This window comes from Halobaculum rubrum (genome assembly GCF_019880225.1).
Taxonomy (GTDB): Archaea; Halobacteriota; Halobacteria; order Halobacteriales; family Haloferacaceae; genus Halobaculum; species Halobaculum rubrum.
In genome coordinates this window covers 626,482-642,828 of sequence record NZ_CP082284.1, presented here as the reverse complement: position 1 = coordinate 642,828, position 16,347 = coordinate 626,482, and the positions used below count along the sequence as shown (strand labels likewise).

Sequence of the window (16,347 nt, the reverse complement as noted above, 5' to 3'; positions counted from 1 at the left end):
CGGGCGCGCATCGAAAACGTTCGGGTCGGCGAAGGGGTTCGGACGGGCGAGCGGCGCGCCGGGAGACGACCACCGCCGGCGATCGATGACCCCGGGGAGTATCGCCTCCCTTTTTATTCACCAACCGGTAGCCCATCGCACATGCGCGTCGCGGTGGTTTCGATGGACACGGTCGCAACGCGGGACACACCCGCGGTCCGTCGGACGCGTCGCGTCGCCGCCGACCTCGCCGCCCGCGGCCACGACGTCCACTGGCTGTGCGCGCAGTGGTGGGGCGGCGAGATCGGCCAGTTCGAACAGGACGGGATCGAGCACCACGCGGTCACCGAGCGCCCCTCGCCGGGGCGCTTCCGGTCGAAGCTCCCGTTCGTCCTCCGCCGCGTCGACCCGGATCTGGTCCACGCCGTCTCCGTCCCGCCGGGACACGCGACGACCGCGAAGACGACCGCCGCGATGCTGCGGGTCCCGCTCGTCCTCGACTGGTGGGAGCGGGACCCCGAGCGCGGCTCCGGCCGCAGGTACCGAAAGGCGGCGACGCGCGCGGACCACGTGATCGCTCCCTCCGAGACGGTTCGCACGGCCGTTCGCGAGCACGGCGCCAGCGACGTGAACGTCCGCGTGATCCCCGAGAGCATCGACGTCGATCTGGTTCGCTCGGCCGACGCCGACGATCGCTTCGACATGGTGTGGGCGCGCGCTCTCGACGACGACGCGAACGTCGGCGAGTTCCTCCTCGCGCTGGCGGAGCTGCGCGACCGCGACTGGCGCGCGGCGGTCGTCGGCGACGGTCCCGCCCGCGGCGACGCCGAGCGGATGGCCGCGGACCTCCGGATCGACGACCGCGTGCACTTCCTCGGCGATCTCGACGACGAAGAGTTCGTCCCGGTGCTCAAGGGCTCGCACGTGTTCGCGCAGACGGCCACCTACGAGCCGTTCGCGACCGAGCTGCTGTGGGCGTTGGCGTGCGGCTGCGTCGGCATCGTGGAGTACCAGGCAGGCTCCTCGGCACACGAGCTCGTCGAGGGGCTCGACCGCGGTCGGCTGGTCACCTCGCCGCAGGAACTGGCCGACGAGATCGTCGCCTGTGGCGACCTCCCGGAGTGGGAACGGAACGACGGGTTCGCCGGCTTCGACCACGACGAGGTGCTCGACGAGTGGGTGGACTGCTACGAGGCGGCGATCGACGGGTACGGCTGGCTCTGAACCTCTTTTAGGGGGGTCCTCCTCGCTCACTCCGTTCGCTCGCTCGTCGAACCCCCCTAAAACCCGTTCATGCCAAAAGGGCCGCTCGCTCGGCCTTCGGCCTCGCTCGCGGAACAACTGCCAGTGACTTCCGCACCGCTTCAGCGACCGCTTCTGTACCGCTCCCGCGACCGCATCCGCACCGCCGCCGCGCCGTCCGCCGACACGGATTCGATCGACGGATATAGGTTCGGGACACGCCTAGCCGCGAGCATGGAAGACGACACGCTCAGCCGCCGGAGCTTCATCCGGGGGGCGGCGGGCGCGACCGCCGCCGCGGGCGCGGTCGCGGCGGGCGCCGGAACCGCAGCCGCACAGGCGACCGCGGACGGCGAGGGAACCGTCGAGGTCGGCGCCGGGAGCGACGGGCTGCTGTACACGCCCGGAACTAACGAACCCCTGTACGTGACTCCGGGAACGACCGTCACGTTCGACTGGGTGTCGAACGGCCACAACATCATCGTCGACAGCCAGCCCGAGGGCGCCTCGTGGGGCGGCCACGAGCCGCTGGAGGACGAGGGCTTCTCGACGGAGTTCACCTTCGAGACGACCGGCACCTACGAGTACTACTGCGCGCCCCACCAGTCGCTCGGAATGGTCGGCACCGTCGAGGTCGTCGAACAGCTCCCGACCCCCGAGCCGACGGCCGCCGGCCCCCCGGAGGTGCCCGACTCCGCGAAGAGCCTCGGCATCGCCTCCTTCATCGCGATGGTGTCGACGCTCGGCCTCGCGTTCTTCTTCACGAAGTACGGCGGCGACTACGAGCCGCCCGAGGAGTAGCGCCTCGCGCTTGCGCCCGGTTCGGTCCCCGTTGCGTTCCGCTCCACCTCGCAAGTAACTGCCACGACACCTCCCGTGTTCTCACCGGCGTCTCGCCGTCGCTGCCGGCGGGCCGACACCATCGACGCGTGTTCGCGGGACGGCGGAGGGTCAACACGAACCGTGTCGGTATCCGAGATCTACCGGATAGCCGTCTGGCATATAGTGTCGGCGTTCCGATAGATACAACACCGGGACACCGAATTCGGAGGCGGGGAGCGGGAGGGAACGAGAGGCACACGACGGTCGGTTCTCCGACCGGGAGCGGCTCCCTCAGGGGGGACCGCTCCGAACTCGCGTCGTGATCGGGCGGGTCCTCGGGCTGGTCCCTTCGACAGCCGTCTCACCGCGAGCTTTGCCGTCGACTCACAGCGAGTAGTCGTGGCTGCCGTCCTCGCTGGCGAGGAACGCCGTCAACAGGTCGATCGTCGAGCGGACGTCCTCGCCGTGGGCGGTCTCGGTGACGGTGTGGAGGTACCGCGTCGGGATCGACACGGCGCCGACCGGCTTCGCGCCGTTCGCCTTCTGGAAGGCGGCGGTGTCGGTGCCCCCCGCGGGAAGCACCTCGAGTTGGTGCTCGATCCCTTCGGCCTCGGCCACGTCGCGCAGGCGCCGTGTCACCTTCGGGTTCGTGATCACCGAGCTGTCCTTCAGTTTCACTGCCGCGCCGTCGCCCAGCCGGGTCACCTGCTTGTCCTCGGCGACGCCGGCGGTGTCCGAGGCGATCGTCACGTCGAGCGCGACCGCCAGGTCCGGGTCCACGTCGACGCCCAGCGCCTGCGCGCCGCGCAGGCCGACCTCCTCCTGCACCGTCGCGCAGAAGTGGACCGTCGCCTCCGGGTCCTCCAGCTCGCGGGCGGACTCCAGCATCGCGAACAGGCACACGCGGTCGTCGAGCGCCTTCCCGGTGACCGTGTCGCCCATCTGCACCGTCGACTGCTCCATCGTCACGAGGTCGCCGACCGAGACGATCTCCTCGACCACCTCGGCCTCGCGCCCGAGATCGATGACGACGTCCTCGACGGCGTCGTCCTTCTCGCGCTCCTCCTCGGAGAGCGTGTGCGGCGGCACCGAGCCGATGACTCCCGTGAGGTCGCCCTGCTGGGTGTGGACGCGGACGCGCTGGGCGCGCAGCACGCGGGGGTCCCAGCCGCCGAGCGCGTCGACCTTGAGGAAGCCGTCGTCGGTGACGTGCTTCACCATGAACCCGATCTCGTCCATGTGGGCGGCGACGGCGACCTCGTAGTCGCCGCTGCCCTCGACGGTGCCGATCACGTTGCCCATCGCGTCGGTGCGGACCTCGTCGACGGCGTCCTCGAACACCGTGCGAACGCGGTCGCGGACGCGGTCCTCGTAGCCGGGCACGCCGCTGGCCTCGGTCAACTCGCGAAGCAGGTCGAAGTCGAAATCGAACGCCATGGACGCACGTTCGGCCCGGTCTGGATTAATCGCCGGGGTTCCGGCCCGGACCGCCGGCTGTGAAAACTCTCCCGGAGTTCTCCGTGGTTCCGGAACGTTTTTGCGGCCATCGCCCCGCTGTATGCGTATGTCCGACGACGTCGAGGCCGACCTCCGCGAGCAGTTCACAGACGCGTTCTCCGGCGCCGACTTCCCGGTGTCGAGCCAGATGGACCTCGTGCCCGCGCTGCCGCAGGGCCCGGGGACGAAGTTCGAGTCCGGCGACTTCTCGGTCACCGCGATGGAGCTGGCCGCGAAGCTGGGCTCCAGTCAGGAGTTCCCTTACGAGGACGTCGAGACGCTCGTCGACGACGTCATCGAGGGGCTGAAGGACAACGGGATGATCTGAAGCCGGCCGCGTCGACACGACCGGTCGCTCCCTTCTCGATCGCGCTGCTCGTCCCCCGAGCGATAGCTGGTCGATCCGCCAGGTCCAGTCCGATCGCGGTCGTGACGGACCGCTCGACCCGGCCGGCGGCGAGGGGTTCAATAGCGGTCGTCGCCAATCGCGGGTGTGTTCGGTGAGTGGCTCGCGGCGCTGCCGGGGTGGCTCGTGTGGGGCGTCGCTGCCGGCGTGGTCGCCTCCGCCGGCGTCGCGAGTGTCTTCCTCGCGGCGAACCGACTGTTCCCCGATCCGCCGGCGCGTTCCGGCGGCCCCGACCAGGGGTCGCTCCGCCGAGCGGCCGAGATCCGCGAGTACCTCCGCCGGATCGACGAGCGGTTCCTTGAGGACGTCGAACTCGACGGAACCCGTGTCGCCTTCTATCTGCCCGAGCGGAACGTGGCCCTCACCTTCGACGTGCACGCGTACTTCACGATCCGGGACGACGAGGAGCGCACCGATCGCGTGATCCTCTGTGAACACGAGATGCCCGGGCGCCACCTCGGTCGCCGGCTCCCGTTCGAGGTAGCCGACGTTCACCTCGGACCCGAACCGGCGGCGTCGAGCGCGGTCGCCGCCGCGTTCGACACCCTCGAGTTGCCGACGACCGCCGACCAGGAGGCCGTCGAAGGGGCCTACCGCGAGAAGGTGAAGGAGACCCACCCGGACCAGGGCGGGAGTCGGGAGGCGTTCTCGGCGGTCAGGGAGGCGTACGCGACCGCGTTGGAGCACGCGAGCGACGACGGCACGACCGACGCCGAGGGCGCACCACGACGCCGGTCGACGCGCGGCCGCGGCTCCCGACGCCCGTGAGCGTCGGAGTCCCCGTCCGGTCGTCCGCTCCCCGGGATCGGACCGTCGGTTTCACCGCGAGATGCCGCCGTCCCTCTCGTCGATCACTCGCTCGACCTCCGCCGGAGTGACGACCGCGAGATCGCCGGCGATCGTCCGCTTGAGCGACGCGGTCGCGGCGCCCCACTCCAGCGCCTCGTCGACGCTTCCGCCATCGCAGCGCTTCGAGAGGAAGCCGCCGACGAACGCGTCGCCGGTGCCGATGGCGTCGAGCGTGTCGGCCTCGTACACCGGTTGTTCGAACACCTCGTCGTCGCGGAGCGCGAGCGCGCCGCTGTCGCCCCGAGTGACGACGACCGTCTCGAGGTCGAAGTCGGTCGCCAGCCCGTGGGCGATCTCGACGGCCTCGCCGTCGCGGTCGAGCACCGTCTCGGCGTCCCGCTTCGCGACGAACAGCGCGTCGACGTGCTCGAACAGGCCCGTCAGCGTCGCTCGGGCCTCCGCGTGGCTCCACAGCTTGCTCCGGTAGTTCAGATCGAGGCTCGTCGTGGCCCCCGCGGTCTCCGCGCGTTCGAGCACCGCCCGCGTCGTCTCGGCGGCGGCCTCGGACAGCGCCGGCGTGATCCCCGTGGTGTGGAACGCGGTCGTGTCGTCGAGGACGCCTAACGGGAGCTCCTCGGGCGTCACCGTCGTCACCGCCGAGTCGGCGCGGTCGTAGACGACGTTCGTGCCGCGGGGCTCGCCGCCGTGTTCGAGGTAGTACGTACCGAGGCGCGCGTCGTCGTCCCAGGCGACGCCCGTGCGGACGCCGTGGGCCCGTAGCGCGCCGACGACGCGGCGTCCCAACGGGGACCGCGGGAGCTTCGAGAGCCACACCGAATCCAGCCCCAGCGACGCGCCCGCGACGGCGACGTTGCTCTCGGCGCCGCCGACGCGCACGTCGAACTCCTCGGTCGTCTCCAGTCTGGTCCCCTGCGGCGGTGAGAGCCGCAGCATCGTCTCCCCGAACGTGACGAGATCGGTCATGCGCGAGGCGACGGCCGGGGCCACCAAGAAGGGTCTGGAAGCGCTTCGCCGCGAATCGTCCCCGTTCGGCCGTCGGCGTCGACGTCGCGGTCGCGGTGGTCCGACCCGTTCGGGTCTACTCCGCGCGTCGTTCGCCGTGGCCGGGGTAGTCGCGCTCGAACCGCTCCTCGATCTCCTCGCGCCCGAACTCCACGATCACCGGACGGCCGTGCGGGCACGCGTAGGGGTTTTCGCAGTCGTCGAGCGCGTCGAGCAGGTCGGCCACGCTGCCCTCGGTGAGCGAGGTATTGCCGGTAACCGACGGGTAACACGCCAGATCAGCCAGCAACGCGTCCGCGACCTCCGAGACGGGGCGGTCGCCGGCGGTTACCTCGTCGGCGAAGGCGGCGAGCACGTCCCGCAGCAGGTCCGGGTCCAGCGTCGCGTCGAACACCGCCGGGACCGCCGTCACCGCGACGGCGTGGCTCGGGGGGGCAGCGGCGTGGTCGTTCCCGCTGCGGTCACCCACGTCGGCGCCGTCTCCATCGTCGGCGTCGCCCTTCTGCCGCTCCGCGCGGAACCCGACCTCGCGCAGCGCCTCGCGGAACGTCTCGAACAGCTCCGACTCCCGGGCGGTCAGCTCCAACTCGACGGGCGTCGCGAGCGTCTGTGTCGGCGCCCCGTCGCCGACGGCGCCCCGGAGTCGCTCGTAGTTGACGCGCTCGTCGGCCGCGTGCTGGTCGAGCAGGACGAGGCCGGCGTCGGTCTCACAGACGACGTAGGTGTCGTCGTACTGGCCGAGCACGCGCATCGCCGGCAGCCGGTCGTGTTCGGTCCGCTCGTCGGTGGTGCCGCCCGCGAGCGTCGCCTGCGAGGGCGCACCCCACGTTCGGCTCCGGTTCCGGTCCGGCGCCGTCGACGCCGCGGAGTCGGAACCGGTGTCGACGGTCACGCCGTCCGTCGGCCCGTCGTTGTCCCCTCCGTCGCCGTCGTCCGCCTCGTCGCCGTCGGACTGCCACGCGCGCGGCGACGGCGCCCCGCCCGCGGTCGCGTCCGTCCGCCCGCGCTCGGGGTGGTCCGTCGGTCGGTCGGTCGCGTCGCCGCCGATGTCGACTCGCCACGCCGCGTCGTCGTCGTCGGCCGTGGTATCCGTGTCGGTCGGCTCGGCTCCGCTCGTGTCGGCCGACGCGTTCGAACCCGCGTCGCTCGGGGCGTCCGCGCCGTCGGCGGCGGGCGTCACGCCGTCGGTCGGCGCGTCGGCCGGATCCTCGGAACCAGCGGCGTCGGACCCGCCCCACGCGTCGAGCACGGAGGAGGTAGTCTCCGCGCCGGCGCTCGTCGCGTCGGCGGCTTCACCGTCGTCGCGGCTGTCGCCGGAGTCGGCAGCGTTGCCGGCGTCGGTCGGGTCGTCGGTGCCGTCCGCCTCCCGTCGGTCGCTCGCGGCGCGCTCGTGGTCGGTGCCGGCGCCGCCGACGACTTCGGGGTCGACGGCGGCCTCGTCGGGCGCCGAGCGCCCGCGCGGCGCCGACGATCGAACGAGGCCGTGCTCCAGCAGCGCGGCCCGAACGGCCTCGCGGACGGTCGCGACAACGTCGGCGTCGTCGTCGAAGCGCACCTCCGTCTTCCGCGGGTGGACGTTCACGTCGACGGCGACGGCCGGCACGTCGACGAACAGGACGGCGAAGGGGTAGCGGTCGGTGGCGAGTTGGCCGCCGTAGGCGTCGACGACGGCGCCGCGGAGGTCGCCGTCGCGCACCCAGCGGTCGTTCACGTACGTGGTGAGGTACTCCCGGCCCGCGCGGGTGGTCTCGGGGTGCGAGACGAGCCCCGAGACGGCCACCTCCCCGGAGTCGGACTCGTACGCCACGTCCACCATCGACTCGGCGACCTCGCGGCCGTACACCGCGAGCACAGCCGAGCGACGGTTCCCGTCGCCGGGCGAGGCGAACACCTCGCGGCCGTCGTGCTCCAGCGACACCGCGACGTCGGGGTTCGCGAGCGCGTACGCCGAGACGACGGCGCTGACGCGGTCGAACTCCGTGGCCGGCGTCCTGAGGAACTTCCGACGCGCGGGCGTGCGCCCGAACAGATCACGGACTTCGACGGTCGTGCCAACGGGACAGCCCGCCGGCCTCACCTCGCCGTCGTCGCCGTGGTCGACGACCAGCTCGGCACCGGTGGTGGCGTCCGGGGTCCGCGAGCGCACGGTCAGCTCCGCGACCGCGCCGACGGAGTAGAGCGCCTCGCCGCGGAACCCGAGCGTGGCGACGCCCGAATCGAGGTCGTCCATCCCGTCGAGCTTGCTGGTGGCGTGTTTCGCCACGGCCATCGGTATCTCCTCGGGGGGGATCCCCGCGCCGTCGTCGCGCACGCGGATCCCGTCGATGCCGCCGTTCTCGACGGCGACGGCGACCCTGGACGCGCCGGCGTCGAGGGCGTTCTCGACGAGTTCCTTCACGACGGAGGCGGGGCGCTCGACGACCTCGCCCGCGGCGATCTCGCGGACGGTACGGTCGTCGAGCGCGCGGATCTCCCCGGTCATCGCTCCAACGCTCGGGGGCGAAGGGTATCAATCCCGTGTTCGGACCCGCGATCGCGAACGAACCGAACTGTCTCCCCGATCGCGGTCGACACGATACGGCTCCACCCGCACGCGATTCTACGTGTTGAAAACTTCGACGGACCGATTAAATACTCCCTCCGCATCGCCTCGGATACGCAGATGAGCCGGAGCGGGACACAACAGGGAGTGGGACCCCGGGAGGACGAGCGGGAGCGATCGTCGAAGGCCGAGCTGGTGTTGACGCCGCCGGGGCCGGAGCGACGGACGACGGCGAAGCGACAGGCGGTCGCGGGGTACGTCGAGCATCCCACGGTCGTGGAGTTCACGTACGACACGGACCCCGCCACGCTGCACGAACGCTGGCGCGCCGAGGTCGGCGCCCCGCCGTGTCACATGGTCGTCGACGCGTCCGGAACGGGCGAGGTTCCCGGGCCACGGGTCGCCGCCGACGGCGGCTCCTTCGCCGTCGAGGGAGCCCACCCGCAGGACCTCACCGGACTGTGCATGAAGTGGCAGGACGCGCTGGAGGAGGCCAACGGCCGGGGGAACCTGTTCGTCGCGTTCGACTCGGTGACCGCGCTCCTCCAGTACGTCGACCTCGGCGTGGCCTACCGGTTCCTCCACACGCTCGTCACCGGTGTCCACCGCGCCGGCGCCCGCGCGCAGTTCTACCTCGACCCGAAGGCGCACGACGAGCGGACGGTCTCCACGGTGCAGGGACTGTTCGATGCGGTCCGGCGGATCAGCTGACCGGCTGGGGCCGTCGGTCCGCGATACGCAGATTTCTCACCCCCGCGTATCGGCGAGTATGACCCTCCGACGACGGTTCGCCGACATCGACGCCGTCTGGGAGCGCCACGCCGATCCGAGGAGCGGCTGGTCGCGGCTGCTCGCGACTCCGCTGATCCTTCTCGCGGTGTACCGCCGAAGCGGGCGGCTCCTCGCCGTTGCACTCGGCTGGACGGTGGTGAACTCGGTGGCCTTCCCGAGGGTCGACCGCGGGACCGACCGACCCTCGGTCATGACCCGCGGCGTCGACGCCGAGCGCGCCTGGCTCCGCGACGATCTCGACCCCGGCCCGTGGAAGCGGCTCAACGGCCTCTCGGCGGCGCCGTTCGCCTACGCCGTATACGCTGCCTACCGGCGTCAGCCGGTCCGAGCTACCATCGCCGGCGCCGTCTCGATGGCGCTGAAACTCGCGTTCGTCCTCGGGATCGCCCGGCGCGACGCGAGACGGCGAGCCGGGGTGCGCGACGACTGAGCGTCCGTCCGTCCACACCGTCGACAGCGACCTCCCTCGGCGCGAGCCCTACCGCTCACTCACCGAGGAAGTTCCACTTCCTCCCCGTCTTGCGGTTTCACCGCTCGACGTTCGGGAGGTCTACGGCCTCCCCTGCTCGCGGCTGCGCCGCTCACGGGTCACTCCGTTCCCCGTTCGCCTCTCGTGGCCTCCCTTCGGTCGGCCACGCCCCGCTCGCTCACCGAGGAAGTTCCACTTCCTCGCCGTCCGCGTACACGGTCGGCTCGGTCACGATCCCGTCGAGGTGCAGCGGCGCATCGGTGTCGCCGCCGATCCCCGCGTCGTCGCCGATGGCGATGTGTACCGTGCCGGCGGCCTTCTCGTCGAGCAACACAGAGCCAACCAGATCCGTGACGCCGACGTTCGTTCCGATGCCCAGTTCCGCGAGGTTGTACGCGTCCTCGCCGACCTCCTCGGCGGCCGCATCGACCTGCTCGCGGACCTCGCCGTCGGATATCTCGGTGACGAAGCCGTCCTCGACCTCGAAGCGGAGTTCCCGCCCGTCAAGCAGCCCGTGGGGCATCATCGTCCCGTCGACGACGTAGGTTCCGTTCGCGTCCTCTGGACTGACGAACACCTCCCCCGCCGGGAGGTTCGAGAACGACCCCGGCTCGCTCACGTCGCCGGTGTCCGACAGGAACTCGCGGTCTCCGGGTTCGAAGGTGATGTCCGTTCCCGCCTCCGTCGTGACGCGGATCTCGTCGGCGCCGTCGACCTGCGCGCGCACGTCGGCGCAGTGCTGTGCGATAGCCTCGTAATCGGCGTCGAGGCCGGCGACGAACACGTCGCGGGTGATCCCCGGCAGCGTCGCGCCGCGGGCGCCGGCGTCGCAGGCGGCGCCGCGGGCGCGGGTGTGGCTGAGGCTCTTCGTCGTCGGCGCGAGAAAGGCGTCCGCGTCCCGCATCGCGGCGGCCACGGGAGCCGGCGGCTCCTCACCGTGTTGGGCGGCGGGCGGGTAGCGGACGATACTCGCGTCGGCGGTCACGTCGCTGGCGACCGCATACAGCGCCTCGCCGATCGATTCGCGCTTGTCGTCGGTGAGGACAGCGAGCGACTCGTCGTCCCCCAGATCGAGACACTGGTGGATCGCCGTTTCTGCCGCGGAACGGAGGTCGTCGTCCATACCGACGCTGTGCTCCGATCCGATTTGGACCTGTCGGAGCGGCGATCGGACCGGCGCACCAGCCGCTGCTCCCCGCACCCGGCGTCGGCCACGAGGGCGGACGGTTCCCCGAATTTCCGGCGCTTACTCGCTCTGTAGTAGTTTTCTGATTACTCGACCCGTAACGATTAACCTCGGCCACGAGGGACCATCCGACAATGATCCAGGTTGGCGTCAACGGGTACGGCACGATCGGGAAGCGCGTCGCCGACGCGGTGGCCGCACAGCCCGACATGGCGCTGACGGGCGTCGCGAAGACGCGCCCGAACTACGAGGCGGAGGCGGCAGTCCGGAAGGGGTACCCGCTGTACGCCGCGATCCCGGAGCGAGCGGACCTGTTCCACGATGCCGGCATCGACCTCGCCGGCGAGGTCGAGGACATGGTGATGACCGCCGACGTGATCGTCGACACGACACCCTCCGGCATCGGCGCCGACAACCGCGAACTCTACGAGCGCTACGACACGCCCGCCATCTTCCAGGGCGGCGAGGACGCCGACGTGGCGGACGTGAGCTTCAACGCCCGCTCGAACTACGACCTCGCGAGGAGTGACGACGTCGACACCGCCCGCGTCGTCTCCTGTAACACGACCGGACTCTCGCGGCTGCTCACGCCGCTGGTCGAGTCGTACGGCGTCGAGAAATCGCGCGTCACGCTGGTCCGTCGCGGCGGCGACCCCGGGCAAACCTCCCGCGGCCCGATCAACGACATCCTCCCGGACCCGGTGACGATCCCCTCTCACCACGGACCGGACGTGAACACCATCATCCCCGACGTCGACATCGACACGCTCGGCGTGAAGGTACCGGCGACGCTGATGCATCTCCACTCAGTGAACGTGACGCTCGAGGAGGCGCCCTCGGCCGACGAGGTGCGCGACCTGCTCTCGGCGGAGCCGCGGCTGTTTCTCGTCCCCGAGGAGACGGGGATCGACGGGACGGGGAAGCTGAAGGAGTTCGCGATGGACACCGGCCGCCCGCGGGGCGACCTCTGGGAGAACTGCATCTGGGAACACTCGGTGTCGATGGAGGGCCGCGACCTGTACCTGTTCCAGTCCATCCACCAGGAGTCGGACGTGATCCCGGAGAACATCGACGCGATCCGGGCGCTCCTCGACTGGGAGGACCGCGAGACGAGCATGGCGACGACCGACGAGACGCTCGGCGTCGGGCTCGAATCGCTGTTCGACGGGCAGCGGCAGCGAGTGGTCCCGAAAAGCAACAGCGACGACTGAGGCGAGGTCTGCGGGCCGAGCCGCCCACGAACAAAGCGAAGCCGACCGACGTGGAGGCCTCGGGAATACGGCGGCGGACTCTCCGGGGTCCGCCGTCCACGAACGCGCGGGACGCGGGCGAAACGAGGCGACGGAAGAACGGCGGAGCGGTCCCCGTGCCGCGGTTGTCTACCCCAGATTGTGGACGGTCACGTCCCCGGACGCAGTGTCGACGAGCATCGCCGCGGGCTCCTCCTCCCGGCCGGGGATCGGCACGCCGCCCGGGTTGAGATGGGTCGTCTCGTCGCGCTCCTCGTGGACGCGCTCGTGGGTGTGCCCGCGACAGACGTAGTCGTAGCTCCCGCTCGCGAGCAGGGCGTCGACGATCGGCTCGCTGGTTCCGTGGTAGACGGCGAACTCGGTGCCGCCGAGCGTCAGCTCCGCGAACTCGCCGTGGTAGGTTCCGAACGTCTCGACGACGTCGGCGAGCGCCCACTCGCCGTCGTTGTTGCCGCGGACGGCGTGAAACTCCCAGTCGGCGTCCGAGCCGTCGACCGCATCCGGATCGAACGGGGTCGCCGAGAACGGCGCGACCACGTCGCCGCAGTGGATCACCGCGTCGACGCCGGCGGTCTCGAACGTCTCGATCGCCGCTTCGACGTACCGTGCGTTGTCGTGGGTGTCGGAGACGACGCCGACGAGCATGACCGTCGGATCGCGACGCCACGTAATCAATCATCTGCCTGCGCCGACGCGACCGCAGCGGGAGCTCGGCGTGGCTACGCGTCGCGCTCCGCGCTTCGGATCAACAGTTCCACCGCGGGCAACGGCTCGCCGGTGAGCGCGCGGATGTACGCGCCGCCGGCGATGGACACGTGCGAGAAGTCGTCCTCGTCCATTCCGTACATCCCGATGGCGCGGGAGGTGTCGCCGCCGCCGACGACCGAGAAGCAGTCCGTCTCGGCGATCGCCTCCAGCACGCCCACCGTACCGACGCTGAAGCGCTCGTCCTCGAAGACGCCCAGCGCACCCTTCACGAACACAGCCTCGGAGTCGCGGACGATCGCCTCGTAGTCGGCGACGGTGTCGCTGCCGACGTCGAGGAACGACTGTGTCTTCTCGACGATATCGTCGACTGCGATCTCGGCGCGCTCGCCGTCGTCGTCCTCGTAGGCGAGATCCGACGCGAGCATCACCTGGTCGCGGCGCTCATCGAGTACCGTGCAGATCGTCTCCTCGTTGGCGTCCCACTGCTCGTCGAACAGCTCGGTGTCCACGTCCTCGCCGACGGGGTAGCCCGCCGCGCGGAGGAACAACTCGCCGGCGACGCCCCCGAGGAGGAATTCGTCGACTTTCCCGTCGAGCGCCTCCATCACGCCGATCACGTCGGTCGCCTTCGTCCCCCCGACGACCATCGTCACGCTCCCGTCGAACTCCCGTTCCGCGATGGCGGTGTTTGCTTCGTACTCCGTCTCCATGACGCGACCCGCATAGCTCGGGAGCGTCAGCGGGAACCCGACGAGCGAGGCGTGCTTGCGGTGCGCCGCCGAGTAGGCGTCGTTGACGTACGCGTCGAACTCGGGCGCGAGCGTCCCGACGAAGTCGCTCGCGGCGTGTTCCTCGGGGTCCTTCTCCGGCAGCTCGTCGTCGGTCATTCGGGTGTTCTCCAGCAGGAGCACGTCACCGGCGTCCAGATCTCGGACGGCGGCGACCGCCTCATCGCGGAAGGTGTCGGCGACGAACTCCACGTGGACGCCGGCGTGATCGGCGAGGATGTCGGCGTGCTGCTCCAGCGAGACGAAGGTGTCCCTCCCGGGGCGACCCTGATGCGCCATGAGCGCGACGCGGTGGCCGGCCTCGGCGAGTTCCGCGACGGTCTCGGCGTGGCGGGAGAACCGACGGTTGTCCTGGACGACGCCGTTCTCGACCGGGGAGTTGAGGTCGAGGCGGACGAGGACGCGCTGCTCGGCGGGGAGGTCGTCGAGGGTGCGGAAGGAACTCATCACCCGGGACGTCGACGGTGATCGACTTAGAAGGCGCGGATGACGCCAGCGCAGTCGCTCGAACGGTGGCGAACAGGTGGCCGTGCTCGGGGCGGGACGGAGCCGGTGTGGATGCCGGATCGGTCGTCAGAACGCGCCGTCGGGCCACGCAACCGCGTCCCGGCGCGCCGTCTCGGTTAGCGCATCGGCGGTGCTGGTGCGGTATCGCTGAAGAAGGTTCACCCGCTTGCTTCGCTCGGTTCGCGGGTCAGCCTCGCCTCGATCGTGGGCGGCTCGGGCCACGCGGCTTCGCCGCGCACACCTCGCCGTTCACGAGACCTGTGGTCTCGTGAGCTCACAAATCGCAGAGCGATTTGTAAACGCCGTTCCTCCGAGGTCTCGGTCGCTCGCTGCGCCCGCTCCCTCGACCTCGCCTCAGTCGTCGCTGGCTTCCGCCTCGGTCCGCGAGGTCCGCTCCGCCGCGCGGTCGATGAACTCCTGCGGGAGTTCGTCGATCTCGCCGGCCTGCACGCCCCACAGGTGCCCGTAGAGGCCGTCCTCGCTCAACAGCTCCTCGTGGCTGCCGCGCTCGGCGATCCGGCCGTCCTCCAGCACGATGATCTGGTCCGCGTCCTTGATCGTCGAGAGGCGGTGGGCGATGGCGAACGTCGTCCGGTCCTCGGTGAGTTTGTCGATGGAGCGCTGGATGAGCATTTCCGTCTCCGTGTCCACGTCGGAGGTCGCCTCGTCGAGCACGAGGATATCCGGGTCCTTCAACATCGCACGGGCGATGGAGAGCCGCTGGCGCTGCCCGCCGGAGAGCTTCACGCCGCGCTCGCCGATCTCGGTGTCGTACCCCTCCGGGAGGTTCGTGATGAACTTGTGCGCCTCCGCCGCCTTCGCGGCCTCGACGATCGCTTCCTCGTCCGCCTCGAAGGTGCCGTAGGCGATGTTGTCGCGGACCGTCCCGTAGAACATGAACGTGTCCTGGCTCACGTAGCCGAGCGACTGCCGCAGGCTCGGGATCGTCACGTCGCGGATGTCCTGGCCGTCGATCGTGATCGAGCCCTCGTTCACGTCGTACATCCGGAGGAGGAGCTTGAGGACGGTCGACTTGCCGGCCCCGGTCGGGCCGACGAGCGCGAGGGTGTCGCCGCCGTCCACCTCGAAGCTGATGTCGTCGACGATCGTCTCCTCCTCGTCGTAGCCGAACGTCACGTCGTCGTAGACGACCTCGCCGTCGTCGACGACGAGGTCCTCGGCGGCCGGGTCCTCGACGATGCGCGAGGGCGTGTCCATCAGGCCGAACAGGCGGGCGCTGGACGCGCGGGCGCGCTGGTACATGTTGATGATGGAGCCGAACTGCGCCATCGGCCAGATGAACCGCTGGGTGTAGAGGATGAACGTGGTGAACACGCCGACGGTCAACTCGTCGCCGCCAGTCAGCCAGAACGGCGCCTCGCCGAGCACCCAGAGGCCGCCGACGCCGAAGGTGATGACGAACCCGATCCCGGCGATGACACGCAGCGCGGGGAAGAACTTGATCCGAGTGGTGATCGCGTCCCAGTTGGCGTCGTAGTAGTCGTACGAGACGTCGTCGACGCGCTCGGACTCGAACCCCTCGGTGTTGAACGTCTTGATCACCTTGATGCCGCCGAGGTTGTTCTCCAGCCGGGAGTTGAGGTGGCCGACCGTCTTGCGCACGTCGGCGTATTTCGGCTGGATCACGTCGATGAACTTCCAGGTCACGACGGCGATGACGGGTACCGGAAGCAGCGAGATGATCGCCAGCCGGGGGTTGAGCCAGAACATGATTCCCGCGATCCCGAGCACCATCACCGACAGCCGGAACGCGGAGTTCATGCCGTCGTTGAGGAACCGCTCCAGTCGATTCACGTCGTTCGAGAGCACGGACATCATCTCGCCGGTCTGCTTCTCGGCGAAGAAGTCCATGTTCAGCCGCTGCATCTTGTCGTAGGTGTCCGTCCGGATGTCGTGTTGAATGTTCTGCGCGAAGGAGTTCCAGCCGTAGTTGCGGATCCAGTGGAACACCGACCCGCCGAAGAACGCGAACGCGATGATACCCACGGTGAACAGCAGTTGGTCCCGAGGGCCCGTCGGGATGACGCTCGCGGGCACCAACGGGAGGTCGAACGGGATGTTCTGCTCGAACACGGCGTCGATCGCGATCCCGAGGAGAAGCGGCGGGAGCAGATCGAGCACACGTGCGGCGACGCTACCGAAAAAGCCCAGCCCGAAGTGCCGGAGGTTCCTGGACCCGTACTCCGAGAACAACCGCTTCATCGGATTATCCGTCTTCTCACGGATATCCTCGAAGGGGTCGTCCTCGTCGGAGGGATGACTCATTACGTATTCACAGCGACACCAACACCCTAAACGGTTCGCTTCGAACCGAAACATAGCCGGG

Annotated in this window: 14 protein-coding genes; 7 read left to right on the top strand and 7 right to left on the bottom strand. The window is 69.9% G+C overall.

Annotated elements, in window-relative coordinates; translation table 11 throughout:
* Positions 1-141 precede the first annotated feature (141 nt).
* Together K6T25_RS03355 and K6T25_RS03350 are read left to right on the top strand one after the other, a co-directional pair.
* Positions 142-1,203, top strand: coding sequence for a glycosyltransferase family 4 protein (locus K6T25_RS03355; protein ID WP_222916490.1), 1,062 nt, complete (start codon positions 142-144; stop codon positions 1,201-1,203).
* A gap of 252 nt (positions 1,204-1,455) precedes the next feature.
* The gene (locus K6T25_RS03350; protein ID WP_222916489.1) at positions 1,456-2,022 is read left to right on the top strand and encodes a plastocyanin/azurin family copper-binding protein; all 567 of its coding nucleotides are present in this window, start codon (positions 1,456-1,458) and stop codon (positions 2,020-2,022) included.
* Between the two features lie 405 nt (positions 2,023-2,427).
* Here K6T25_RS03350 and K6T25_RS03345 read toward each other — a convergent pair whose 3' ends face one another.
* Positions 2,428-3,480: a M42 family metallopeptidase gene (locus K6T25_RS03345; RefSeq protein WP_222916487.1), complete on the bottom strand. Its 1,053-nt coding sequence runs from the start codon at positions 3,478-3,480 to the stop codon at positions 2,428-2,430.
* 127 nt (positions 3,481-3,607) lie between these two features.
* Here K6T25_RS03345 and K6T25_RS03340 point away from each other — a divergent pair, with 127 nt between their 5' ends.
* Both K6T25_RS03340 and K6T25_RS03335 read left to right on the top strand, forming a co-directional pair.
* Positions 3,608-3,868, top strand: a complete 261-nt coding sequence (locus K6T25_RS03340; protein WP_222916486.1) for an MTH865 family protein — start codon at positions 3,608-3,610, stop codon at positions 3,866-3,868.
* A gap of 165 nt (positions 3,869-4,033) precedes the next feature.
* Positions 4,034-4,714 (top strand): J domain-containing protein, encoded by a 681-nt coding sequence (locus K6T25_RS03335; RefSeq protein ID WP_222916484.1) that lies wholly within the window; start codon positions 4,034-4,036, stop codon positions 4,712-4,714.
* Positions 4,715-4,765: 51 nt separating this feature from the next.
* Here the strand turns inward: K6T25_RS03335 and kdgK1 are convergent, their stop codons facing one another.
* Positions 4,766-5,719 carry a bifunctional 2-dehydro-3-deoxygluconokinase/2-dehydro-3-deoxygalactonokinase gene (gene kdgK1 / locus K6T25_RS03330; protein WP_222916483.1) on the bottom strand — a complete coding sequence of 318 codons (954 nt, stop codon included), beginning with the start codon at positions 5,717-5,719 and terminating at the stop codon, positions 4,766-4,768.
* A gap of 115 nt (positions 5,720-5,834) precedes the next feature.
* The gene (gene mutL / locus K6T25_RS03325; protein ID WP_222916481.1) at positions 5,835-8,240 is read right to left on the bottom strand and encodes a DNA mismatch repair endonuclease MutL; all 2,406 of its coding nucleotides are present in this window, start codon (positions 8,238-8,240) and stop codon (positions 5,835-5,837) included.
* Between the two features lie 180 nt (positions 8,241-8,420).
* Here mutL and K6T25_RS03320 point away from each other — a divergent pair, with 180 nt between their 5' ends.
* Together K6T25_RS03320 and K6T25_RS03315 are read left to right on the top strand one after the other, a co-directional pair.
* On the top strand, positions 8,421-9,011 hold the full coding sequence (locus K6T25_RS03320) for a DUF7504 family protein (RefSeq protein WP_222916480.1): 591 nt from the start codon (positions 8,421-8,423) through the stop codon (positions 9,009-9,011).
* Between the two features lie 58 nt (positions 9,012-9,069).
* Positions 9,070-9,522: a DUF6653 family protein gene (locus tag K6T25_RS03315; RefSeq protein WP_222916478.1), complete on the top strand. Its 453-nt coding sequence runs from the start codon at positions 9,070-9,072 to the stop codon at positions 9,520-9,522.
* A gap of 217 nt (positions 9,523-9,739) precedes the next feature.
* Here K6T25_RS03315 and K6T25_RS03310 read toward each other — a convergent pair whose 3' ends face one another.
* On the bottom strand, positions 9,740-10,684 hold the full coding sequence (locus tag K6T25_RS03310) for an aminopeptidase (RefSeq protein ID WP_222916477.1): 945 nt from the start codon (positions 10,682-10,684) through the stop codon (positions 9,740-9,742).
* 197 nt (positions 10,685-10,881) lie between these two features.
* On the opposite strand from K6T25_RS03310, the gene K6T25_RS03305 reads away from it, so the two are divergent.
* A complete protein-coding gene (locus K6T25_RS03305; RefSeq protein WP_222916475.1) occupies positions 10,882-11,958 on the top strand; it encodes a type II glyceraldehyde-3-phosphate dehydrogenase in 1,077 nt (358 codons plus the stop codon).
* A gap of 168 nt (positions 11,959-12,126) precedes the next feature.
* On the opposite strand, the gene K6T25_RS03300 is transcribed toward K6T25_RS03305, so the two are convergent.
* The 3 genes from K6T25_RS03300 to K6T25_RS03290 form a co-directional block, all read right to left on the bottom strand.
* The gene (locus K6T25_RS03300; protein WP_222916474.1) at positions 12,127-12,642 is read right to left on the bottom strand and encodes a metallophosphoesterase; all 516 of its coding nucleotides are present in this window, start codon (positions 12,640-12,642) and stop codon (positions 12,127-12,129) included.
* A gap of 74 nt (positions 12,643-12,716) precedes the next feature.
* Entirely contained in the window at positions 12,717-13,940 is a 1,224-nt protein-coding gene (locus tag K6T25_RS03295; protein ID WP_222916472.1) for a phosphoglycerate kinase, read from the bottom strand.
* Positions 13,941-14,354: 414 nt separating this feature from the next.
* Positions 14,355-16,286 carry an ABC transporter ATP-binding protein gene (locus tag K6T25_RS03290; RefSeq protein ID WP_222916471.1) on the bottom strand — a complete coding sequence of 644 codons (1,932 nt, stop codon included), beginning with the start codon at positions 16,284-16,286 and terminating at the stop codon, positions 14,355-14,357.
* Between the last annotated feature and the right edge of the window lie 61 nt (positions 16,287-16,347).

Excerpts from the sequence above, each read along its gene's own strand:
- K6T25_RS03315 (WP_222916478.1), top strand. The coding sequence starts at position 9,070 with ATGACCCTCCGACGACGGTTCGCCGACATCGACGCCGTCTGGGAGCGC.
- K6T25_RS03310 (WP_222916477.1), bottom strand. The coding sequence starts at position 10,684 with ATGGACGACGACCTCCGTTCCGCGGCAGAAACGGCGATCCACCAGTGT.
- K6T25_RS03305 (WP_222916475.1), top strand. The coding sequence starts at position 10,882 with ATGATCCAGGTTGGCGTCAACGGGTACGGCACGATCGGGAAGCGCGTC.
- K6T25_RS03340 (WP_222916486.1), top strand. The coding sequence starts at position 3,608 with ATGTCCGACGACGTCGAGGCCGACCTCCGCGAGCAGTTCACAGACGCG.
- mutL (WP_222916481.1), bottom strand. The coding sequence starts at position 8,240 with ATGACCGGGGAGATCCGCGCGCTCGACGACCGTACCGTCCGCGAGATC.
- kdgK1 (WP_222916483.1), bottom strand. The coding sequence starts at position 5,719 with ATGACCGATCTCGTCACGTTCGGGGAGACGATGCTGCGGCTCTCACCG.
- K6T25_RS03320 (WP_222916480.1), top strand. The coding sequence starts at position 8,421 with ATGAGCCGGAGCGGGACACAACAGGGAGTGGGACCCCGGGAGGACGAG.
- K6T25_RS03350 (WP_222916489.1), top strand. The coding sequence starts at position 1,456 with ATGGAAGACGACACGCTCAGCCGCCGGAGCTTCATCCGGGGGGCGGCG.
- K6T25_RS03300 (WP_222916474.1), bottom strand. The coding sequence starts at position 12,642 with ATGCTCGTCGGCGTCGTCTCCGACACCCACGACAACGCACGGTACGTC.
- K6T25_RS03295 (WP_222916472.1), bottom strand. The coding sequence starts at position 13,940 with ATGAGTTCCTTCCGCACCCTCGACGACCTCCCCGCCGAGCAGCGCGTC.
- K6T25_RS03355 (WP_222916490.1), top strand. The coding sequence starts at position 142 with ATGCGCGTCGCGGTGGTTTCGATGGACACGGTCGCAACGCGGGACACA.
- K6T25_RS03345 (WP_222916487.1), bottom strand. The coding sequence starts at position 3,480 with ATGGCGTTCGATTTCGACTTCGACCTGCTTCGCGAGTTGACCGAGGCC.
- K6T25_RS03290 (WP_222916471.1), bottom strand. The coding sequence starts at position 16,286 with ATGAGTCATCCCTCCGACGAGGACGACCCCTTCGAGGATATCCGTGAG.